Here is a 21,896-nt window from a genome sequence, read left to right as displayed (position 1 = left end):
TATGCTAACCCTCCGCCCAGTTCTGTGCAACCAGAGTTATTGCCCCCTGGCCCGTTACAGGCGGAAGCCTTGAGAGGCCTGGGTCAGGGACGCTACCTGTGTTGAGAGTCGTTCAATGTGGGCGTTGAGTTTCTGGCGAATGTCCGAGGTTTCCCGGGTGTGGCCGTGAATCTGCTCGACTTTCTGTGCAATTTCCTCGGTTGTAGTGGAGATACCCTCAACCGAGGAAACCACCTGATTCATATCCCCGGCCAGCTGGCGGATGGAGCCAGTGATCTGCTCAATCGAATGAGCCGCCTCTTTGGAGCTTTCTTCTCCGTCGCCGGCGGAATCCAGTCCCTCCTTCATCAGTTTGGAAATGGCTGACGTTTCACGATTGAGAGATTCCACAATCTCGGCGATGCCATTGGTGGCGGAGACCGTTTTTTCTGCCAGGGAGCGGACCTCATCGGCGACCACAGAAAAACCTCTGCCGGCTTCACCGGCCCTCGCAGCTTCGATGGCAGCATTCAGAGCAAGCAGGTTTGTCTGTTCGGCGAGGCTGTTGATCACGCCGACGATTGAATTAACCTTTTCGCCGGTCTTGCTCAGCTGGCCAACCTGATCGTGGGTTTTCTGGATCCGCTCGGCCAGCTCACTCATGGTTTTCGCACTGCGCCTGACGACTTCGGCGCCGGAATGGGCAGCGCCGTTGGCGCTCTGGACGGCTTCGTTGACCGACTGGGTATATTGGGCAATGTCCACCGCAGTGTGGGAGATTTCCTGGACGGCGGTGGCGGTCTGCTCGGTTTCGTCCTCAACCTGCTCGCCATTGCGTCCCATCTGATCAACCAGTGCGTCCAGTTCACTTTGCAGGGCCGACAGGGTCCGGTTGCCTTCAACCACCTGGCCAATCACGCGGGATACATCGTCCAGCATCTTGTTGGCGGCCTGACCAAGCCGGTTAAACTCATCGTTCGGGTTCTTGCCCGGCTCAAGGCGCTGGCTGAGATCGCCGCCCGCGACCTGGGTGAGCAGGCGCACGGCATCATTAAGTCGTTTTACCAGGGTTCTGGAAGCAGCTGTCAGAGTGATAACCAGAATGACCAACACGGCGGCCGCGGTCGCAATGATCAGCCAGGTAGAGGAAGTCCGGGCTTCCTCGGCACGTTGGCTGGTTGCCACGATAAGTTCAGTTCGAAGCAGGTTGTTCTGCTCGGTGATCTGACTTCGAATGCTCGCACCGGCGTCGGCCAGCTGGTTTTCGATTGTCGATAGCGAGGTGATGAGCTGTTCTGCCTTGGCAAAAGCATCGTCGAACGCCTGCACGGCTTTGCCGATGTCGATTTCCTGCCATTCCATATCCCGGACGGTGGTCTGCATTCGATCGAGCGCTTCGCGGGTTGTCTGGGCATAGGAGGCTTCAAAGGTGGAAAGGTAATCCCGGTAAGTCGACGAAATGATATTGATATCGTCGTTGAAGATCGAGATGCTGATCTTCCGGAGGTTATCATCGATGGCGCTGGACATCGTTGCCCTGAGCCCGGTGTCAGGCGTCAGCCCAAGCTGCCGGTTCAGGGCCAGCCACTCGGTACGAAGTCGGGTATACTTCGCGACCTGTTCGCGGATTTGTTGCGCGATGGCGTTAATGGTGTCGCCCGGCAGGGTGGTTGCGGATTCGCTCAGTGCCAGGGCCTGTCCAGAGAGGGATTCCAGTTGTTGCTGATAGCTTTCGACCTGCTCCGGCGCGAGACTCTCGCTCAGTCTCTCCAGAGCAAGCCAGTCGTTCAGAAGAGTGAGGGAGGCGGACTCATAGGCCCGGGCCTGCCCGCGTGCTTCATAGGCATCCGACACCTTGTCGAGTCCGCTCAGGGACGCCATGGTGGCAATCGCCAGCCCTATCAGCGTGGCAACAATCAACATCATAAACTTCTGTTTCCAGGACAGGGCCATTAACGAACATCCTCCGCATGCTATTGTTTTGCTTCGTAACTATTCACAATTATAAGAGCTTAGATCAGTTTCGGAAAAAGGCCGGCCCATTTTTTTAACAGGAATTCCATGTCAGACCTCGCAAACTATCAATATCTGCTGATTGCCCTGATTTTCGTCTGGAGCGGCTTTGTCCGGTCCGGGTTAGGGTTTGGTGGTGCCGTCCTGTCATTACCGTTTCTTCTGCTGGTTCTTGATGAGCCGTTGGTGTTTCTCCCGATTATCGCGGTTCACCTGCTGGTATTTTCATCCCTGACCATCTGGATGAATAATCGCACGAGAGCCGGAGAGCTCCGTGCCACAGGTTCCGGGACCGTTGACTGGCAGTATTTGTGGCGCATCCTCGGGATCATGATCGTGCCCAAGCTGATTGGTGTGTTTGGTCTGATCACCATGCCTTCCGACATTCTCAGTGCCATTATCTTCGTGATCGTCGCGCTTTATTCGGTGTCTTACATCATCAATCGGCCATTTCGCAGCGGCAGCAAGACTGTCGATGCAGTTTTCCTGATGGTGGGGGGCTATATCAGTGGAACATCCCTGATCGGAGCGCCGTTGATAATCGCTGTCGCCGCACAGCACCTGCCTAAGGAGAAGCTCAGGGATACCTTGTTCGCACTCTGGTTCATTCTGGTGCTGATCAAGATGGCGGCATTCATTTGGGCTGGCGTGGATCTCCAGCTCGTTCACCATCTCTGGCTTTTGCCCTGTGCAGCCGTGGGCCACGTGATCGGTCTCTATGCCCACGACCGTATTCTCCGGGCCGAGACGCCGGTTTTCTTTCGTTTGCTAGGAGCCGTGCTGCTCCTGGTGAGCAGCGTCGGCATTGTCAGTGTCCTCTAGTGTCCCGTCTGGCTAATTTGTTAACCTACTGCGACACGCCGAGGCCTCTGGCCAAGGCGCCAGTCCGCAGGTGTGGTGGTTCCACATCAAGGGCTGGCAACACCGGCCAGAGGTCTCGGCGTGTCGCCCTTCGGGAGCCATTGAGGGCCTTGATAGCCGCGTTGCGCTGTCTCGATTTGGAACCACCAAACCTTCGCCACCGCGCCTAGCTATCAAGGCCCTCAGTGGCTCAGTAGGTTAACGAATTAGCCAGACGGGACACTAGTGAGCGGGTTGGTGGGCAGTGGCGGCCTTCAGCCTGCGCGCCCGAATACCCGCTCGAAGAATCCGACCTCACGAACATCGGGTATCGGCAGGCTGTCCACTTCCTCCAGGGCCCGGCGCCAGAACTTTTCCGGGTCATCCAGTTGCGCCACTTTCGCCCGCTCATCGGGGCTGTAGTGGTTGTGTTCACCGGCCAAGCCTTCCGCCATGAGCTCCTGGGTCCATAGGTAAATCGCCGCCCGAACGGTTCTTAGCAGGCGGCAGTAGACGTCCCGGCTGAGGTTTATAGCCAGTTCGGCAGTGAGGTTGATCTGCTTTTGCAGAACAGCCATATCTTCTTTGGCCAGCAAGACGCGGGTGCCATTACCCTTTTTGCAGTTGATACATACCTTCTCCAGGGCTTTTACGCCATCAAGCAGGTCCATATAGCCGAATTCCTCTTTCTGGTCATCGTCCATCGGCGCGGGAATCCAGCCATACTGGGGAGACTTGGCAACAATATGACCATGCAATTGACGCCGATAGGGTGGGGCGGCCTCCAGGTCCTGATAGCCATCAAACTCGGTACGCAGCCACGCAGCCATCTTCCGGTGGCGAAGCATCATGGCCAGGGTGATGGCAGAGGGCATGATTTCTTCAAGCAGTTCGGCGGAATCCCGCGTCCGCTCGTCGAGGTGGTTAACAGATGTTGACATTTTTCCTCCTCAACAACGGGGTCCCTGATTCTCAGCCCGTTGTCCGTTTTATTGTTTTGGTGCTCGGCGGTTGTTTCTGTAACTACCGGTGAGTAAAAAGTAGTCAGATAATGTGATGGCCGCCGTTGTAAAAAAGTTACTGCTTTGTAACCGCCGGTAAGTGGTGACCGATACACCGGAAAATCGGTGGGCGGCGGCGGTTGAAGGGGTTGACCAGAGGAGTAGGCAGACAATGACACAGGGCAGTGAATTTGCGTCCCGAAGAGCATCCATGGTGGATTATCAGCTCGTCGCCCGGGGAATCGAGTCGCCACTGGTACTTGAGGCCATGGGCCGGGTGGCACGGGAGAAATTTGTACCAAAGAGCATGCAGGACTGTGCCTACGATGACGGGCCGCTGCCCATTGGCGCAGGGCAAACGATTTCGCAGCCGTATGTTGTGGCGTTGATGACCGAGGCTCTGAATCTTCAGGGTGGCGAAAAGGTGCTGGATATTGGAACCGGGTCGGGTTACGCAGCTGCCGTTCTTGCCTGTATCGCCAGCGAGGTTTTCAGCATGGAAAGAGTGCCGGAGTTGGCGGAACGGGCAAGCAGCACCCTGGTGTCGGAAGGGTTTGATAACGTGGTGGTCCGCTGCGGTGATGGCACTCTGGGCTGGCCAGAACATCAGCCCTTCGATGGCATTGTCGTGGCTGCCGGTGCGCCGGTAGTGCCCGAGGCGTTGAAGCATCAACTGGCTGTTGGTGGCCACCTTGTGATTCCCGTTGGCTCCGAGCATTCCGTGCAGTCGTTACTGCGGATTACCCGGTTGGCGGAAAGCGAATTCAGAACCGAGGACTTCGGGGCTGTCCGTTTTGTACCCCTGCTCGGCGAGCAGGGGTGGTCCTGACAAGATGGTCTGAACAGGGTGAGCGGGCGAGAAGCGTCTCAGCCTGCGGCGTTGGTGCTCTCGAAAATCTTGTCTGCCGAGGCGGCCACGAATCCCGAATAGAGTTCGCCGTCCGGTTTCGGATACCGCAGGGCAAACTCGTAAAAGCAGCTCGGGATTGTCACGGTCTGATCAGAAAAGGTTACAGGTACCCTGTCAGCCATGGTTGACGACTGCTCCAGAAGATCTTGCGGCGATCCCTTCACCTCCCCGCCTGACGCATTCACCGTGTAGTCGTGGTCTTTCAGTAACTGGTTAATATCCGGCACCGTCCGGAACTGTTCCAGGTGATTGATGCTGACCGTGAAATGATTGGCACGATAGCCCCAGGCAGCCATCCAGGCGGCATACTCGCTTTCCTGAAGGAGGTCTTGATAAGTGTCGTACTTAATCGTCCAATGGCGCCCGGAATACAGAAAATCATCGGCTTTTACAGCGTTGGGTTGCACCTGCGCGACCAGGTTTTCCACCACTGCCTGTAATGCCGGTGAGCACTGATCAACAAGCAGCTCCGATATGAAGACCTTCGGGAGTTCCCTGGAGGGGTGCTCATAGTGCCGGGCATACAGTTTCTTGGCCTCAAAATGGTATTCGCCGCCTTGCTGATAACCAAGGCTCAGAAAATGCTCGGCCAGTGCCTCGAGCCGCACCGGATCCAGGTTGAAGGTGCGCAGTGCGATGTGGTCGTTGACGATTTCCTGACCTTCCTCGGCACCCAGGATTTTGTGGATGCGGTCGGCGGAAGGGGTCACCTGACGATAGGACTCCCAGAGCCGGGCGAACAGTGTGTCCGGGTCAGTATGCATAGCGAATCTCCTCAGTAGCCAGTGTATGGCGGATCTGTTGACCGGGCTGTGACTGTTTATTGCTTCCGGCGAGGGGAAGACAGCAGGCCAGGTTGCCATCGCCCAGGCCCAAATGCTCTGCCAGTCGGGCTGCCACAACTACACGGCCGGTTTCAGGTTCCGGATAGGCCCGGTCGGTCACGGTTGCCCTGAAACCGGAACAGCCGGCGTTGGCCACGATAGCGTATGGATAGTCGTCCCTCTCCCTATCCTCAGGGAGCTTTGCCCCCGCATGAAGCTGAACCTTGCCTATATGGGTGGTGCGCACGCTAGCGATCTCCGCCTTCGGGCACTCCAGGGTTGGGCCGCCATCCAGAAGATCGACAAAACCCTGGTGCCGGAAGCCCTCCCGCTCCAGCATATGCCGGGCCGGGCGGGTATCTTCGTGAACCTGGCCGATTACCGCCCGGGCCGCATGGTTCATTTGTTGAGTATAGAACGGCACGGCGGGTATTAATTCCTCAATAAAGCCGGCGTGTCCGGAGCAGGCCAGTTGAGTGGCTGAGGCAAAATCCAGGTCCGCAACATGGTGCTTCAGCCAGTCCCAGAATGGAGATCGCCCGGCCTGGTCTGAAACGCCCCGCATTTCCGCGATGACGATATCCGAGAACCGCTCAGGGTGAAGTGCCATGAACAGGAAACGCACCCGGGAAAGGAGCTTGCCGGCATTGGCGCGGCGAAACCCTGGTCGCAGATAGAGTGAACAGATTTCGGTGCAGCCGATGTAGTGCTGGCAACGGGTCAGGCTTTCCTCGGGGCGCCGCATCTGGTGGACGTTGGCGTGCTGGATAACGGCGTTGCGGCGAAAGTGGACAAGTGGCCGGTTCAGGCCTGCGGCGGCTTCAATACCGGTAGTGCCCAGGATTTCTCCGGTCCCGCTGTCCTCCAGAACAAATAGGTAGTGCTCGTCACCCGGTGCGGTGACGGATCTGGCGAAGCTCGATACGGAATGGTCAATCTTTCGCGCAAGAGCACCCCGGTCCGGCAGCAGAGAGGTAAAGCCGGGGCCGGATTCAACGGCAATGCGGTAGAGTGCATCGAGATCCCCGGGGCTAATGGGTCGGATAAACATGGCCAGCGTCCTGAGCGTTGTTTTGGCCCAGTATGAGAGCAGCTGATAACAGATTGCAGGTTCAGAATGATCGAAATGATCTATAATAATGTCAGAATGATAAGAGGGAGCGACAAAATGATCAGCCCGCAGGACCAGAAACTGTTAATGCTGCTGCGCCAGAATGCCCGGGCCAGTATTACGGAGCTGGCAAAAGCCATGCATGTGTCCCGTTCAACGGTGCAGAATCGGATCGCACGGCTGGAAGCCAGCGGTGTCATTCGGGGCTATTCGGTTCAGCTGGGTGGGGAATTATTGGCTAATCAGGTTGAGGCCCATGTGTCGATCAAGGTATTCCAGAAACTGACAGCGCGGACCAATCTGGCTCTGGAGCAAATCAGCCAGGTGTCGCAACTGTTTTCAGTGAGCGGCGAGTACGATCTGGTTGCCATCATTCAGGCCCAGTCCCTTGAGGAACTGAGCAAGGTGCTGGACGCCATTGGCAATCTTGAAGGGGTTGAGCGGACAAACTCTGCGGTAGTGCTGGAAACAAAGTTTCGTCGCTAGACAATTGCTTCAGGATCCCAGCAGGCCAGCATAGGCGCAGTAAAGAAACGCAACGGAACCGACCAGGATTATGCCCCAGGCAGGAAAAATCAGGGAAGAGCGAGTCGATGTTCTCATGGTCACCTCCTACAGTGATGGAATTCGATACGCAGCAACCTTCACTGTAGATCAAACTTGACCAATGTCACGAAGTGTTTTGAGAGGTAGTTCGCAACGGAGGATTAATTGGCCAACTGTACGGGCATTAAATGCTATTGAGCGCTCGTGAAATGGCGCTAGTATGAATAGCAATTCAGAACCTGAAACATACAGCACAATAACAATAAAGGAGCCATCTATGGCGGTTGATCCCCGGAAGCAGACCTCTCTCCATTGCCTGTATTATTGGGCCGGGGAGACCCCCGATAATGTCTACCTTACCCAGCCGTATCCGGATGGCCGTGTTGAGGACATCACCTGGAAGCAGGCCGCTGACCAGGTCTCCCGAATGGCCGCCTTCCTGAACAGCCTGAGCCTTCCTGAGCCCAGCAATATCAGTATCCTGGGCAAGAACAGTGCGCACTGGATTCTGGCGGATCTGGCCATCTGGGCGGCCGGGCACGTGTCGGTGCCGCTTTATCCCACCCTCAACGGTGATACCGCGGCCTACGTGCTTGAGCACTGCGAGGCAAAACTGTTGTTCCTCGGAAAACTCGACGGTACCGCGGACGGCTGGAATGATATCAAAAATCACATTCCCGATGATTTACCGCTTATTTCCCTGCCCATGTCACCAAGGGACGACACGCCGAAGTGGTTGGAGATCATTGCCGGCCAGGAGCCTGCGGAACCGAAGCTGCCAGCTCAAGATACCCTGGCGACCATTGTCTACACATCCGGCAGTACCGGCCGGCCAAAAGGCGTCATGCACAGCTTTCGGACCATGATTTCGGTGGCAGACGGATTGCAGCAACTGTTTCCGGTCTCTTCCGGTGAACGGATGCTTTCGTACCTGCCGCTGGCCCATGTGGCAGAGCGGGCGGCGGTGGAAACCCAGTCCCTGTACTACGGCTTTCATCTGTACTTCGCCAACTCCCTTGATACCTTTCAGGAAGACCTTCAGCGGGCGCGGCCGACGCTGTTCTTCTCCGTTCCCCGCCTGTGGATGAAGTTCTACCTGGGTGTAAACGCGAAACTGCCGCCGAAAAAACAGAAGTTGCTGTTCAGCCTTCCCATCATCCGTGGTCTGGTAAAAAAGAAAGTACTTCGCCAGCTGGGGCTGGATCATTGCCGGGCGGCGCTCACCGGCGCCGCGCCCCTGTCAGCTGAGATCGTCAACTGGTACCGGAATCTCGGGCTGGAGTTGCTGGAGGTCTACGGCATGTCAGAAAACTTCGGCTACTCCCACGCCAACCGGCCGGGTCAGGCCAGGGCCGGCTCTGTGGGTATGGCCAATCCGGGTGTGGAGCATCGCATTGGCGAAGGGGGTGAGGTCCAGGTAAAGAGCCCTGGCCAGATGCTGGGCTATTACAAGAATGATGAAAAAACCAAAGAGGACCTCACAGAGGACGGCTTCCTGAAAACCGGAGACATGGGGGAAATTGACCGGGATGGCACTCTCCGGATTACTGGCAGGGTGAAAGACCTCTTCAAGACCTCGAAAGGCAAGTATGTTGTTCCGGTTCCTATCGAGAACCGCTTTAACCACCCCAAAGCAGAAGTGGTCTGTGTTGCCGGTGCCAACCAGCCGCAGCCGTGCCTGATGATCCTGCTTTCTGAGGAAGCACGGGGCGAACTGGAAACCGGTGCCGATCGCAGTGAACTGGAGCAGGAACTGGCCGCCGAACTGGAAGCAGTGAACGCTGAATGTGAATCCCACGAGAAAGTGGCATTCGTGGTGGTGGTCAGGGAGCCCTGGACCATGGAAAACGGTATGCTTACGCCGACCATGAAGATCAAGCGGAACGTTATCGAAGACTTCTACAACCAAAAAATGGACGACTGGTTCAGCCAGAAGAAAAAGGTGGTCTGGGAGTTCTGACTCCCAAACGCAAAACGCCGGTGGCTCCCTCGGGCGCCGCCGGCGTTTTCAAATCCCTGTGTTTCGTTTCCAGCCTACGCGGTCCCCGCGTTCATGCCAGATATCAGTGTTGGCTCAGTGGCCGCCCTGCATCTGGGTCATGTCCGAAGCAACGTTTGCTGCTTTCCGGTTGAAGCTTCGCATTTTGCGACTGAAAAACTGAACCGTCTGCTTTGCCGCAGCACGGGTATACTGGCGCCTGACCTCAGTACTATTGTGGAGGATACTGGACGGCAGCGGGTTAACGGTTGCGATATGGTTCTGAGTCATAGCGCCTTCCTCCTTTCTATGGGTGGGTTAGTTCAACTGGGCAGATTAGTTAGGGATCTACCTTTAATATAAACAGCATTCTAAGGGTTCTTATTTGCAGCTTAAATACGTTAAAATCCGTACTCACGTTGCAAATATGCAGTAGCTATGGACTGGGATTATCTTCGATATATTAGGGCTCTGGCAATAGGCGGAACGCTCGCCAAGGCCGGCGAATTACTGGGTGTGCATCAAACCACTGTTTTACGGCGACTTGACCAGATGGAGGAGTCGCTGGGTGTGCAGTTTTTTGAACGAAGCAGAGACGGACTGCAGCTTACACCGGTGGGTGAAACGGCTTTTCGGGAAGCCGAGCGGCTGGCAGTGGAGATGGATAATCTCGAGCGGAAACTGGTGGGGCAGGACTCCGCGCCAGTGGGAAAGGTGCGGCTGGCAGCCGAAGACGCCATGATGAATGAATTGCTCAGCCCGATACTGGCGGAGCTGGTGCGGGAATTCCCGGATATTGAGCTGGAAATTCTGACGGACAACGATGTGGCCAACCTCAGCCATCGGGAGGCAGACCTGACGCTCCGGCCAGAAAACAAGCCGCAGGCAACCCTCGAGGGAGAGCGGATTGCCGCCATCGAATCGGCGGTTTACGGCTCTGCACGGTATTGTCGGCGAAATCGCAACATGGACATTGAGAATCATCCGGAGGCCTGCCTGTGGGTTATTCCTGATGAAACCTTCAGTCATCTGGCCACGGGCCGCTGGTACCGGAAGCATCTGAAAAACGTGGCATCGGTAATTCGCTGCAACAGCCTGCAGTCCATGCATGCCCTCGCCAGGGCGGGCGCCGGACTGGCGGTATTGCCATGCTACCTGGGTGAAGGTACCCGTGAACTTCGTCGCCTGTCCGACCCGCTGGAAGGCGAGAGTGTGGATCTATGGCTGCATGTGAACCAGGATACCCAGCAGATGGCCCGCGTCCGGATTGTCATGGAGTATCTGGTGGAGCGACTGCAGGCGCTTGAAGCCCAGTTGGAGATCAAAACAGCGCTTTAACAGGATTCAGCCGCAGAACGGCCAGAACTGGTACCAGCGCCAGCACTGGAACTCCTGTTCACAGGTTTTGAGCTGGTGGTCATATCGGAAGGCCCGAGTCTGCACCCGGGAGGCAAGGGCGGTTACGGCCGGTTTTACCTCGAACGTTTTACGGGCATAGCCGCCCCGGCCCTCGTGGTATGCGAGATACAACTGCCGCGGGGCTGAAAATGGAATACCCAGCTGCCGGTGGGTCAGGTGGTTGTACCAGCCGACAAAATCCAGCGCGTATTCCATATCGGTACGAACGGTAAACCATCCCTCACCGTTGGCCTGCAGGTATTCCCGCCAGGCCGGGTCCAGGGCCTGGGCATAGCCGTAGGCGGTCGTTGGCCTGGCCCAGGGAATAAAGCCCCAGAGCAGGGAGCGCGGCGGTCGGGCATGGCTGCGGAAGGACGATTCGTAGTAGACAAAAGCCATCTGCGTGGCGATCGGTGTGCCCCACCGTTGCTCCGATTCGCTGGCGTAGTCATACCAGACGGGATGTTCCCGAAAGATCTCGCAGAGGTCTTCCGGATTGGCCGGAGGATCCGGTGCCAGCAGGCTGAACCGTAAAGTGGCCCATACTCCCATCAGCAAACCCAGGACCGGAAGTCCGTACCATCTGGCCCGGCTTTTCCAGATTTCAGTGGCTGTCTGGCGGCGTTTACCTTTCCGGCGGGGCTTTTTGCGTATTCCTACCAAACCGTCATCTCCGGGACCGCGGGATTGCTTGCTGCATGTATCGTACCCGTGGCATAAGGGAACCAACGATACATTCGGGATGATAGGTAAATGAAGCGATTTCCCCTAATTAAACCTCTTTTAGTCACCGCCATGCTTTTCACCGGAACGGCCCAGGCGGCAACAGACGCCCGCCAGGCGCTGGCGGCCTCACCGGTTGACGACATTGTCGCCCGATATCCGGCCATGATGAGCCAGGGCATTCGGGACGGTCTGAAACGAAGCGGCCAGTTGCCGCCCATGGTGGCGGATACCATCGGGAATGTGGTGAGCAACAGTTTCAGTGCCGCTGATATTGAGCAGCAGATTATTACCGATTTGCAAAACCAGCTGACGGACGGACAGCTTGAGGCGGTGCAGGGCTGGTATGAAACACCGGTTGGCAGGAAGATTTCCGCTGCTGAGATTGCCGCCTCCGAGCCTTCCGCCTGGCAACAGATCCAGGCTCGTGCTCCTGGCCTGAACAGCAAATACAAGGGCACTCGCAAAGCCGAAATGTTCGACCGCTTTGATCGTGCTTCCCGCGCTACTGAAAGCGCGGTGGATACCACCATCGCGGTGCAACTCGGGCTGGCAACCGCCATGGCCGCGTTCAGCAGTGATTCGGAGAATTACGATCAGCTTCGGCAACGCATTGAAGGCCAGCGCAGTATGCTGACAGGTGTCGTCGGCCAGCAGGTGTACGACAGCTACCTCTATACCTACGAGAATATTGGAGCCCAGGAAATGGACCTGTATCTGGGTTTCCTGGAAAGCCCCGCCGGAGCGGCGTTCTCGAAGGTTGTTACCAACAGCATCCAGCAGGCGATTACAGACCCGATAGAATCGGTGGGCAGGCAGCTGGCGCAATTTCTTTCGCCGGCGCCCGGAAACAGCCAGTAAATGCTGCTGAAAGCCCTCTAAAATTTGTGAAAATGCAAATTCGGGTCCACTCTCCTTGGTAAGAGTAACCGAGGAGGTGCGACCATGGATTTCAATGCCTATCAGAAAGCGCTTCCGGCAGAACTAAGGGGCTCTGAATGCTCCTTCGGAGCGGAAGAATTTGATCATCGGCTTGCCCGGGTGCGGGATCGGATGGCCGTTGAAGACATGGACGCGTTGTTGCTGACGGACCCTTCCGATATTTTCTATCTGACCGGTTACAGTACCTTTGAGGTGTCCGTTCACGTCGCCCTGCTGGTCACCGGCTCATCCCTGCTCCTGCAGGTGCCCTCCATTGAAATGGGCCCAGCCATGGTGACAACCCGTGTGACCAACGTTACCGGCTATCGCTGGGAAGGCATTGGCGAAGTACTGTCACCGTTGATTGATGCCCTGAATGGTTCTGCGGACATTGTCGGCATTGATGCCTGGCACGGCTCGCTCCGGCAGGGTGTGCTTGAAGGCCTGAAAGCAAGGCTCTCAAGCGTTCGGTTTATTGATAGTGGCGGCCTCGTCAAGAAGATTCGCATTGTTAAATCCGCGGGTGAAATCGAATACCTGCGCGAGAGTGCGCGTATCACCGGCGAAGGGCTGAGAGCGGCAGCGGCAGAAGTTCGGCCGGGGTTAACGGATAACGACATTGCTGCTGTTGGTGCGCGGTCCCTGCTGGAGGCAGGCAGTGAGTTCATGAGCATGCAGCCCATTGTCACCGCAGGCCGGCGCAGCAGCGTGATTCACACCAACCACAAACGCTGCAGGATAGAGCAGGATGAGCCGGTATTTCTGGAATTCGGTTCCGCCTGGCAGCGATACACCGCACCCATGATGCAAACCGTGGTTGCCGGAACGCCGTCCCGGGAAATGCGAAAGGTATTCGACGGCTGTCGAAGCGTTGTGGATGCCCTTCTGGTGGCAGTGAAGCCGGGCGTGACATTTGATTCCGCCGCCCAGGCAGCGGAGAAAGCCCTGGCCCCTCTTTCCGGCACGGTGTTTTTCTCCGGCGTATTCGGCTACACCGTCGGCGCCCAGTTTCCGCCCTCCTGGGTGGAAGGTTCCGGCTTTATCGCACGCGGCGGCAACTCGGAATTCAGTCCCGGTATGGTGTTTCACCTCCCGATTTGCCTGCGTGTCCCCGGGAAATGGGGTATCGGGTGCAGTGAGACAATTCTGGTAACCGATGCCGGCGCTGAGCCAATCACAACCAATCCCTGGACACTGGCTCAGTCAAGCGCCAGCGCCAGCAGGTAAACAGACCTTGGTTCGGGCAGGCGAGTGGCGAACAGGCCAAGCCTGCGTATCTCGCTCATGTCCATGGGGCGCTGGTCCGGCGCCTGTTCTATGGTCGCCAGCGGTATTTCGAAAGTGTTGACGCCGGGCTCCAGGTCAAGCCTGAAATTGAATCGGTCGCTGTAGGCATTGTCACCTCTGTCATGTTCCACATCGTTGATTCGAAGGGTCACCGAAAGGGGCTGGGAATCGGGATTGAAAAGAGTCAGGGACAGTGTCGCGAACCCTCGCCAGTCGGATGGAAAGTTGTGCAGGGATACCCCCGAATAGGTTTCCGTGCCCAGGTTGATTCTCAAGCTTTTTGAGCCTTCCGGAGCATGTGCTTGCGAGGATGTGAGCGGCCCGCTCCAGAAGGGTGAGGGTTCCTCTCTCTGGAAGTCATAAAGGGCCGGCAATTGACGGTTCATCTGAAATTGCCGGGCAGCTACCTGAGCGGTAGTGGCCAGTTCAGACAGCAGCAACAGCGTGGTGAAGGCGGCCATCAGTACGCTGCCGGCGGTTTTCCGATTTCCCGAAAAGAACAGGGGGCGCCAGGCAATGATCAGCCAGCTGCCAATCAGGTTTCGGAGCAGGTCCTGCACGTCCATCTCGCGATCATGTCCGTACTGGAGCAGTTCAATGACGATTCCAGCGGCCAGCAATACACTGGTCACTGCCAGCCAGAGGCGCCAGCCTTGGAGCCACTGCCAGGGTCTCACGGTAAGAGTCAGAAGGGCAAAGAGAAGGATGTGGCCGAGATTCCAGGCCGATTTGTATACCGGCCCCGAGGACCAGTCAGGCCCGCCAAAAAAGAGAAACGGAACAATAAGAAGTGAAGTCACACCGGCCAGCAGCTGAAGCCGCCGACCGGCGCTGGGCATTCCCGGTGTGGCACCCGGACTCATCAGCTGCGGCTTGTCACTTCCAGCAGGTGATAGCCGAACTGGGTCTTGATCGGGCCGAGCACGGTGTTCAGCTCGCTGTTAAATACGGCCTTGTCAAACTCGGGAACCATCTGGCCCGGGCCGAAGGAGCCCAGATCGCCGCCGTTGCGGCCGGAGGGGCAGGAAGAGTGCTGCTTTGCCACTTCCGCGAAATCCTGGCCACCTTCGATGGCTTTCTTCAGTTCTTCACATTTCGCTTCGCTGTCTACCAGAATGTGGCGTGCGGTTGCCTGTGCCATGATCAATATCCTGTTTTCGGATGAATGGGTACGTCAGAACGGGAATGCTGCCCGGACAGCCCGCCGGAGGCAAGTGCTTTTTATCCGTGTTTCTGCGGTCTCACAGTCCTGCCAGCAAACCTGTACAATGCGCTCTTTCGTTTAGCCGGCGCCCGGCCGGCCCCACATCGACAGGTTTGCTTCTTGATTTCCACTGCCAATATCACCATGCAATTCGGGGCCAAGCCCCTGTTTGAAAACGTTTCCGCAAAGTTCGGCAACGGCAACCGTTACGGGTTGATCGGCGCCAACGGGTCCGGCAAGTCCACATTCATGAAAATCCTCGGTGGAGATCTTGACCCCTCGGCCGGCCAGGTGATGCTGGAGCCCAACACCCGCCTGGGCAAGTTGCGCCAGGACCAGTTCGCCTTTGAGAACTGCAGTGTCATCGACACCGTGATCATGGGGCATGAAGAGCTCTGGGAAGTAAAGGCTGAGCGCGACCGCATTTATTCGCTGGCAGAAATGACCGAAGAAGACGGCATGGCGGTGGCGGACCTCGAAGTCCGATTTGCCGAACTGGACGGCTACACTGCGGACTCCCGCGCAGGCGAGCTGCTGTTAGGCCTGGAAATTCCCCTGGAACAGCACAATGGCCCCATGAGCGCCCTGTCGCCTGGCTGGAAGCTGCGGGTCTTGCTGGCCCAGGCGCTGTTCTCCGATCCGGATGTACTGCTGCTGGACGAGCCTACCAACCACCTGGATATTAACACCATCCGCTGGCTGGAAAACATCCTGGTGGCCCGTAACAGCACCATGATCATCATTTCGCATGATCGACACTTCCTGAATAGCGTGTGCACGCACATGGCGGATCTGGATTATGGCGAACTGCGCCTGTTCCCCGGCAACTACGACGAATACATGACCGCCGCCACCCAGGCCCGAGAGCGCATGTTGTCGGACAACGCCAAGAAAAAGGCCCAGATTGCCGAGCTGCAGCAGTTCGTCAGCCGCTTCTCTGCCAACGCCTCCAAGGCCAAGCAAGCCACGTCCCGGGCACGCCAGATCGATAAGATTCAGCTGGAAGAAGTAAAGCCCTCAAGTCGAGTGAGCCCGTTTATCCGCTTTGAGCAGACCAAAAAGCTTCACCGCCAGGCGGTCACCCTGAAAGATCTCTACAAGGGCTTCGGTGAAGAGTGTGTATTGTCGAAACTGAACCTGCAGATTGAAGCTGGTGAGCGGGTGGCCATTATTGGCCCCAACGGCATCGGCAAGACCACCCTGCTGCAGTGCATGGCCGGCAAAATGACACCGGATTCCGGTGAAGTGAAGTGGACCGACAGCGCCGAGGTGGGTTACTTCGCCCAGGACCACACCGAGGATTTTGCTGACGACGCCACTCTGGCCGACTGGATGGCCCAGTGGACCACCGGTGGCGAACAACTGGTTCGCGGTACCCTTGGGCGTATGCTGTTCTCCGGCGATGATATCGCCAAATCTGTCCGCGTGATTTCCGGTGGCGAGCAGGGGCGGATGTTGTTCGGCAAGCTGATTCTTCAGAAGCCGAATGTGATGCTGATGGATGAGCCTACGAACCACCTGGATATGGAGTCCATTGAGGCGCTGAACCTGGCGCTGGAGAACTATCCGGGCACCCTGATTTTCGTCAGCCATGACCGGGAGTTTGTTTCTTCTTTGGCTACCCGGATTATTGAGCTTAAGGCCGACGGTATTACTGACTTCAGTGGGTCTTATGATGATTATCTACGGAGTCAGGGGTACGTTTAAGCCTTAAACCTCGTTGTTAAAGCTTAAACCTTGGGGCTGCCCGATCGGACTTCTGTGCGGCCTTTATAACTATATGAGAACGCAGCATGGGCGAGACCGAAATTATTACCGCAACCCGCAAATGGGTGGAAGACGTAGTCGTCGGCTACAACCTGTGTCCGTTCGCCAAACGGGAACTGGTCCGGAACCGGGTTCGGTTTGTCGTTTCGGAAGCCGAGACCGAAGACGAGCTGCTGCAGGCCCTGCACTCGGAGCTTCAGCGACTGGAAGACGAACCCGAGATCGAAACCACCCTGTTGGTCCACCCGGGTGTATTGCAGGACTTCGGGATCTACAATGAATTTCTGGACGCGGCGGATGGTTTGTTGGCGTATCTGGAGATGGAGGGCGTTTACCAGATCGCCAGTTTCCATCCGGATTACCAGTTTGCGGGCACCGAGCCGGACGCGGCGGAGAACTACACCAACCGTTCACCGTTCCCGATGCTGCATCTGTTAAGGGAAGCCAGTCTGGAGGCGGCGATTGACAGTTATCCAGATGTGGACGGAATCCCCGAGCGAAACATTGAGTTGATGGAAAATCTGGGGGCGGAGAAGATGCGGGAAATCCTCGCTAACTGCCTGGAGAACTCGCCGGATACAGGGGAGTAGGATGAGGAGCCGGTGGGCAGGGCTTTCCAAAACTGTGCGGAGCCATGGGTGAAGAGCGAGAAGCTCTTCACGGGCAGGCCATGGACGGCCTGCCCAGGGCCCTCTGCGCGACGCAGGAGCAATAAGCGCAGAGGGGCGGAGCCCAAGCGTCACATGGATGTGCCGCAAGGAGCGTGTTTTGGAAAGCCCTGCCCACCGGCGAATGCACGGATTTGACGGCCAGGGGGCGGCAAACTCAGAAATAACGTTACAGCTGCAAACCAGACCAACCAGAAGAGTCAGAACAAATGGGCCTGCTTTTCGAGCAAATTGACAGCCAACCCTCGGTAATCGGCGAGATCACCCTGCGCAGACGCCGCATTCCGGCTATTGGTGACCGGGACATCTTTGAGGTGAAACTGGGCGAGGAATTCCTCATGTCCAGCATGTTCGTGGACGCTGAAATCGCCCTCTCCGATATCGGACTGGGTGAAACCGAAGGGGATAACCTCAGTGTTGTCGTTGGCGGACTTGGCCTGGGGTACACCGCCGTCGCCGCCCTCAAACACCAGCGCGTGGCCGAACAACTCGTTGTCGAATACCTCGAACCTGTTATCGGCTGGCACCAGCAGGAACTCGTGCCCCTGGGCAAAGACCTGAATGCCGACTCCCGCAACCGCTACGTCCATGGCAGCTTCTTCGATCTGGCCGTTGCCGACCCTGACACCGGCGGCTTTGATCCGGATAACCCCGGCAAGCAATTCGATGCCATTCTCCTCGACATCGACCACTCGCCCCGGGCCCTGCTGCACGATTCCAGCGCCAGCTTCTACACCGCCAACAACCTCCGCCTGATGGCCCGGCAACTGAAGCCCCGGGGCGTATTTGCCATGTGGTCCAACGAGGGCGAGGATGATGAGTTCATGGCGGTTTTAAATGAAGTATTCATCGATGTCGCCTGCCATGTCGTATCCTTTTTTAATCCGTTCCAGAACAGGGAATCGTTCAACACCGTGTATTTGGCCCGCAAACCGGGCTGAGAAACCGGAGCTTGTATGCCTGAAACCACACACCGCAGCCGACCTTTCAGCTCCAGCCAGCGCCTGCCCGAAAAGGCGCAGCCGGCCGTGCTGCATGAGCCGGCGGAGGCGGGTGTGTTGCTGGCGGAGTTTATCCACAGCCACCCCCGTTTACTGATTCTCACCGGCGCCGGGGTGAGCACCGATTCCGGTATTCCGGACTACCGGGATGGCGACGGCGCCTGGAAACGCAAGCAGCCGGTTCAGCACAACGCGTTTATGGAGGATTTTCACACCCGCCAGCGTTACTGGGGTCGCAGCCTGATCGGCTGGCCAGTGATGCGAAATGCCACGCCCAACCCCTCCCACCATTGCATCTCGGAACTGGAACTGCTCAACCATAGTAGCCTGGTAGTGACCCAGAACGTGGATCGACTGCATCAGAAGGCCGGCACCCGGGCGGTGACGGATCTTCACGGTCGGGCTGATGAGGTGGTGTGTATGAGCTGCGGCTACCGTTGCCCGAGAGATGAAGTGCACGATCGGTGTGGCGATCTGAATCCCGGATTCCGAAAGTATACGGCAGACACGGCGCCGGATGGTGACGCGGATCTGGATGTGGACTTCTCGGATTTCCGGCTGGCGGATTGCCCGACGTGTGAAGGTATTCTGAAGCCGGATGTGGTGTTTTTCGGAGATTTTGTCCCCAAGGACCGTGTGTATTCGGCACTTGATACGCTCAAGGCCAGCGATGGTCTGCTGGTGATTGGTTCCTCGTTGATGGTCTATTCCGGTTTTCGATTCTGCCGCTATGCAAACGAATGGAACAAGCCGATTGCCACGCTGAACCTGGGCCGGACTCGGGCAGAAGATCTGGTGGATCTGAAACTTAATGCAAGGATCGGGGAGACCCTGAAGGCCTCCCTCGATCAGCTTTAGCGGCGGGTTACATCAGGTTGTAGATAAATACCACGGCGACTGCCACCGGGGTAACGAAGCGCACGGTAATCAGCCACAAATTGAACATGGCCGGGGAAAGGGAAAGCTCCCTCTCCATGGCTTGACGGGACATCACCCAGCCGGCAAACAGGGCAACCAACAGACCTCCCAGAGGCAGCATGATGTTGGCGGTGAAGAAGTCCAGAAGGTCGAAGATGGTCTTGCCTTCCAGCATCGGTACGAAGCCCAGTGGTGCGAAGTCAGACCACAGGTTCAGGGACAGGATCGATGCAATACCTAGCGCCCAGCAGACAATGCCAGCACCCAGTGTGCTCACTGTGCGATTCATGCCTTTCCGCTCTTCAAGCCATTCCACAATCGGCTCTAGCAGCGAAATCCCGGACGTCCAGGCGGCAAATATCAGCAGCACAAAGAACAGAGTGCCGAACAGCGAGCCCATCGGCATCTGACCGAAGGCCAGCGGCAGGGTCTGGAAGATCAGGCCCGGGCCCGCACCTGGCTCCAGCCCATTGGCAAACACGATCGGGAAAATTGCCAGGCCCGCGAGCAGTGCCACGCCAGTATCAATGACAGAGACAGCCATAGACGTCTTGGCGATGGAGATGTTCTTGGGCAGGTAGGAGCCGTAGGCCATCATCACGGCCATACCGAGGCTCAGGGTAAAAAACGCGTGCCCCAGCGCTACCAGTATTCCTGAGGTAGTGAGCTTGGAGAAATCCGGCTGGAACAGGAAGGCAGCGGCTTGGCCAAAGTGGCCGGTAGTCATGGCGTAGCCCACGACAATCAGCAGCAGAACGAACAGGGCCGGCATCAGGATGCTGACGGCCCGCTCAAGCCCTGAGCGTACACCCCTGGCAACCACAACCATCACCAGGGCCATGAACAGGGTGTGCCAGGCCAGTAGGGTGGTGGGGTCACTGAGCAGCCCGGAGAAGATGGCGCCAACCGCCTCGGCGGACTGTCCGGCGAGTTGCCCGCTTGCGGTGGTGCCAACGTAGGAAATGGCCCAGCCGCCGATGACCGAATAGAACGAGAGAATCAGGAAGCCCGCCAGAATGCCTACGGCACCTACCAGCTTCCAGGCTGAATTGAGGCGGTCCCGCTCGGCAATCAGGCTCAAGCTCTTGACCGGGCTGCAACCACCGCGACGGCCGATCATGACTTCCGCCATCATGATGGGAATACCGACAACGGCGATGCACAGCAGATAAACCAGAACAAAGGCGCCACCGCCGTTCTCGCCCGTGACGTAGGGGAACTTCCAGATATTACCGAGGCCGACGGCGGAACCAGTGGCTGCAAGGATGAAGGCAAGGCGTGATGACCAGAGCCCGCGTTTGGCGTTTGAACCTTCAAGCGCCCCCGAATAGGCGGCGGAATCTGATGAAGTGACAGACATAACTATCTCCCGGAGTATTTGTTTTTGTATCAGGGTTTAAAAGGGGGCTTCACAAGCCTGCAGCCCCCGGAGGGATGCGCCGGTGTCAGGTTACCCGGTGCGAGCCGACCGCTCGGGCGCAAGCCCGGCACCGGCGGTGTGCCTTTGGAACCGTTCTTCCGCAAGCTCGTTGGCGACCTCCCCGGTTGGGCGGCCCGAGCGGTCGGAACGGTTAAAGATCTCGGTCAGGGTGTCGCCGATGGTTTCCACATGGGCGCGCACCGTTTCCGGTGTGGCGCCGGTGCGCTCGTAGAAGACATCGATGATGCCCCCCGCGTTGATGGCGAAGTCCGGTGCATAGAGGATGCCCCGATCACGTAGCATGGCGTCATGCTCCGGGTGTTCCAGCAGATTATTGGCAGCGCCGGCCACGACGCTGGCCTGCAGTTGCGGAATGCTGTCATCGTTGAGCACCGCGCCCATCGCACAGGGAGCAACTACGTCCACCGGCAGGAGCAGGATGTCCTGAGCGGCGGCCGGTTTGGCGCCCAGCTGGTCCACTGCCCGGCGCATGTTGTCTTGGTGGATGTCGTATACCCACAGCTCGGCGCCGGCTTCTTTGAGGTGTTTGGCCAGCCGGAAACCGACGTTGCCAATGCCCTGGATAGCCACCTTCAGACCTTTGAGGTCATTCCGGCCGAGCCTGTGCTTTACGGCTGCCTTGAGGCCGATATACGTGCCATAGGCGGTGGCCGGAGACGGGTCGCCGTTGCTCGGGTTTCCATCAAAGCCGGGGCGCGCAGCGATACCCGCTACGTGTTTTGTGTACCGGCCCATCACCTTGAGATCAGGAACGCTGGTGCCGGAGTCCTCCGCCGCAATGTACTGGCCACCCAGGGCCTCCAGGTGGCGGCCCATGGCTTCCATCAGGGCGTCGGTCTTGTCTTTTCGGGGATCGCCAAGGATCACTGATTTGCCGCCGCCCAGATCCAGGTTGGCCAGGGCGGATTTGTAGGTCATGCCTCGGGACAGCCGCAGCACATCGCGCAGGGCTTCTTCGTCCGTGGTGTAGGGAAACATCCGGCAACCGCCCAGGGCAGGGCCGCGGGAGGTGTTATGGATGGCAACAATGGCTTTCAGTCCGGTTTCCGGGTCGCAGAAAAAGGACAGGTGTTCGTGGTTGTCGAATTCAGGATGGCTGAATACGTTCATGGAGGGGGTGCTATCGAGCATGTTGAAATCCTCTCCCACCGGGCCGGATCTCGGCATGAGCGGGTATCTTGTTCTTGTCGTCCGGCTTGTGGCCGGCGTTTTGATTTCAGGTGTCCGGTTTTTCCGTTGGGGTTTTCCCATTGGAATGCGCCCTTTTGGGGCTGGACGAAAACAAACTAGCCATAATTGACGTTAACGTCAACATGCAAAAGCGAACTAATAGACGCAAGCGTCATATCCTGCCTCTGCTTATCGT

General features: G+C 57.5%; 21 protein-coding genes. 11 read left to right on the top strand and 10 right to left on the bottom strand.

Translation table 11 applies throughout. The features are described from left to right. Positions 1 to 54: 54 nt before the first annotated feature. Entirely contained in the window at positions 55 to 1,932 is a 1,878-nt protein-coding gene (locus tag CLH62_RS05255; RefSeq protein WP_099617065.1) for a methyl-accepting chemotaxis protein, read from the bottom strand. A gap of 108 nt (positions 1,933 to 2,040) precedes the next feature. On the opposite strand from CLH62_RS05255, the gene CLH62_RS05250 reads away from it, so the two are divergent. Continuing rightward, positions 2,041 to 2,814 carry a TSUP family transporter gene (locus tag CLH62_RS05250; protein WP_099617064.1) on the top strand — a complete coding sequence of 258 codons (774 nt, stop codon included), beginning with the start codon at positions 2,041 to 2,043 and terminating at the stop codon, positions 2,812 to 2,814. Between the two features lie 293 nt (positions 2,815 to 3,107). On the opposite strand, the gene CLH62_RS05245 is transcribed toward CLH62_RS05250, so the two are convergent. Next, complete coding sequence (locus CLH62_RS05245; RefSeq protein ID WP_099617063.1) at positions 3,108 to 3,773, bottom strand: AbiTii domain-containing protein; 666 nt, start codon at positions 3,771 to 3,773, stop codon at positions 3,108 to 3,110. A gap of 232 nt (positions 3,774 to 4,005) precedes the next feature. Here CLH62_RS05245 and CLH62_RS05240 point away from each other — a divergent pair, with 232 nt between their 5' ends. Next, complete coding sequence (locus CLH62_RS05240; protein WP_099617062.1) at positions 4,006 to 4,662, top strand: protein-L-isoaspartate(D-aspartate) O-methyltransferase; 657 nt, start codon at positions 4,006 to 4,008, stop codon at positions 4,660 to 4,662. Between the two features lie 38 nt (positions 4,663 to 4,700). Here the strand turns inward: CLH62_RS05240 and CLH62_RS05235 are convergent, their stop codons facing one another. Together CLH62_RS05235 and CLH62_RS05230 are read right to left on the bottom strand one after the other, a co-directional pair. After that, the gene (locus CLH62_RS05235) at positions 4,701 to 5,507 is read right to left on the bottom strand and encodes a DUF1338 domain-containing protein (protein ID WP_099617061.1); all 807 of its coding nucleotides are present in this window, start codon (positions 5,505 to 5,507) and stop codon (positions 4,701 to 4,703) included. After that, complete coding sequence (locus CLH62_RS05230; protein ID WP_099617060.1) at positions 5,497 to 6,618, bottom strand: arginine N-succinyltransferase; 1,122 nt, start codon at positions 6,616 to 6,618, stop codon at positions 5,497 to 5,499. Before CLH62_RS05230 ends, CLH62_RS05235 begins: the two co-directional genes overlap by 11 nt. A 117-nt stretch (positions 6,619 to 6,735) precedes the next feature. On the opposite strand from CLH62_RS05230, the gene CLH62_RS05225 reads away from it, so the two are divergent. Continuing rightward, entirely contained in the window at positions 6,736 to 7,164 is a 429-nt protein-coding gene (locus tag CLH62_RS05225; RefSeq protein WP_099617059.1) for an Lrp/AsnC family transcriptional regulator, read from the top strand. A 337-nt stretch (positions 7,165 to 7,501) separates the two neighbouring features. Beyond that, positions 7,502 to 9,184 carry an AMP-binding protein gene (locus CLH62_RS05220; protein WP_099617058.1) on the top strand — a complete coding sequence of 561 codons (1,683 nt, stop codon included), beginning with the start codon at positions 7,502 to 7,504 and terminating at the stop codon, positions 9,182 to 9,184. Between the two features lie 114 nt (positions 9,185 to 9,298). On the opposite strand, the gene CLH62_RS05215 is transcribed toward CLH62_RS05220, so the two are convergent. Further along, positions 9,299 to 9,493 carry a hypothetical protein gene (locus CLH62_RS05215; protein ID WP_099617057.1) on the bottom strand — a complete coding sequence of 65 codons (195 nt, stop codon included), beginning with the start codon at positions 9,491 to 9,493 and terminating at the stop codon, positions 9,299 to 9,301. Positions 9,494 to 9,640: 147 nt separating this feature from the next. On the opposite strand from CLH62_RS05215, the gene CLH62_RS05210 reads away from it, so the two are divergent. After that, on the top strand, positions 9,641 to 10,540 hold the full coding sequence (locus tag CLH62_RS05210) for a LysR family transcriptional regulator (RefSeq protein ID WP_099617056.1): 900 nt from the start codon (positions 9,641 to 9,643) through the stop codon (positions 10,538 to 10,540). Between the two features lie 6 nt (positions 10,541 to 10,546). Here CLH62_RS05210 and CLH62_RS05205 read toward each other — a convergent pair whose 3' ends face one another. Beyond that, entirely contained in the window at positions 10,547 to 11,263 is a 717-nt protein-coding gene (locus tag CLH62_RS05205) for a transglycosylase SLT domain-containing protein (RefSeq protein ID WP_456085517.1), read from the bottom strand. A 90-nt stretch (positions 11,264 to 11,353) separates the two neighbouring features. Here CLH62_RS05205 and CLH62_RS05200 point away from each other — a divergent pair, with 90 nt between their 5' ends. Together CLH62_RS05200 and CLH62_RS05195 are read left to right on the top strand one after the other, a co-directional pair. Then, positions 11,354 to 12,184, top strand: coding sequence for a DUF2059 domain-containing protein (locus tag CLH62_RS05200; protein ID WP_099617055.1), 831 nt, complete (start codon positions 11,354 to 11,356; stop codon positions 12,182 to 12,184). Between the two features lie 84 nt (positions 12,185 to 12,268). Further along, a complete protein-coding gene (locus tag CLH62_RS05195) occupies positions 12,269 to 13,471 on the top strand; it encodes a M24 family metallopeptidase (protein ID WP_099617054.1) in 1,203 nt (400 codons plus the stop codon). Here the strand turns inward: CLH62_RS05195 and CLH62_RS05190 are convergent. Both CLH62_RS05190 and CLH62_RS05185 read right to left on the bottom strand, forming a co-directional pair. Next, positions 13,444 to 14,394, bottom strand: coding sequence for a CIA30 family protein (locus tag CLH62_RS05190; RefSeq protein ID WP_099617053.1), 951 nt, complete (start codon positions 14,392 to 14,394; stop codon positions 13,444 to 13,446). The genes CLH62_RS05195 and CLH62_RS05190 overlap by 28 nt on opposite strands. Continuing rightward, positions 14,394 to 14,672: a peptidylprolyl isomerase gene (locus tag CLH62_RS05185; protein WP_070964993.1), complete on the bottom strand. Its 279-nt coding sequence runs from the start codon at positions 14,670 to 14,672 to the stop codon at positions 14,394 to 14,396. Before CLH62_RS05185 ends, CLH62_RS05190 begins: the two co-directional genes overlap by 1 nt. A 183-nt stretch (positions 14,673 to 14,855) precedes the next feature. Between CLH62_RS05185 and CLH62_RS05180 the strand changes: the two genes are divergently transcribed. The 4 genes from CLH62_RS05180 (at position 14,856) to CLH62_RS05165 (ending at position 19,029) form a co-directional block, all read left to right on the top strand. Next, the gene (locus CLH62_RS05180) at positions 14,856 to 16,442 is read left to right on the top strand and encodes an ABC-F family ATPase (RefSeq protein ID WP_099617052.1); all 1,587 of its coding nucleotides are present in this window, start codon (positions 14,856 to 14,858) and stop codon (positions 16,440 to 16,442) included. An 86-nt stretch (positions 16,443 to 16,528) separates the two neighbouring features. Next, positions 16,529 to 17,092 carry a DUF1415 domain-containing protein gene (locus tag CLH62_RS05175; protein ID WP_099617051.1) on the top strand — a complete coding sequence of 188 codons (564 nt, stop codon included), beginning with the start codon at positions 16,529 to 16,531 and terminating at the stop codon, positions 17,090 to 17,092. A 287-nt stretch (positions 17,093 to 17,379) separates the two neighbouring features. Further along, positions 17,380 to 18,111 (top strand): polyamine aminopropyltransferase, encoded by a 732-nt coding sequence (locus CLH62_RS05170; protein ID WP_099617050.1) that lies wholly within the window; start codon positions 17,380 to 17,382, stop codon positions 18,109 to 18,111. 15 nt (positions 18,112 to 18,126) lie between these two features. Then, the gene (locus CLH62_RS05165; protein ID WP_099617049.1) at positions 18,127 to 19,029 is read left to right on the top strand and encodes an NAD-dependent protein deacetylase; all 903 of its coding nucleotides are present in this window, start codon (positions 18,127 to 18,129) and stop codon (positions 19,027 to 19,029) included. A gap of 7 nt (positions 19,030 to 19,036) precedes the next feature. On the opposite strand, the gene CLH62_RS05160 is transcribed toward CLH62_RS05165, so the two are convergent. Then, positions 19,037 to 20,449, bottom strand: a complete 1,413-nt coding sequence (locus tag CLH62_RS05160; RefSeq protein ID WP_099617048.1) for a sodium-dependent transporter — start codon at positions 20,447 to 20,449, stop codon at positions 19,037 to 19,039. A 90-nt stretch (positions 20,450 to 20,539) separates the two neighbouring features. Next, positions 20,540 to 21,640, bottom strand: coding sequence for a Glu/Leu/Phe/Val family dehydrogenase (locus CLH62_RS05155; RefSeq protein WP_099617629.1), 1,101 nt, complete (start codon positions 21,638 to 21,640; stop codon positions 20,540 to 20,542). Positions 21,641 to 21,896 lie beyond the last annotated feature (256 nt).

It is taken from the genome of Marinobacter guineae, assembly GCF_002744735.1.
Lineage (GTDB): Bacteria > Pseudomonadota > Gammaproteobacteria > Pseudomonadales > Oleiphilaceae > Marinobacter > Marinobacter guineae.
The sequence above is the reverse complement of the archived record's forward strand: the minus strand, read 5'-3'. Positions and strand labels throughout refer to the sequence as shown.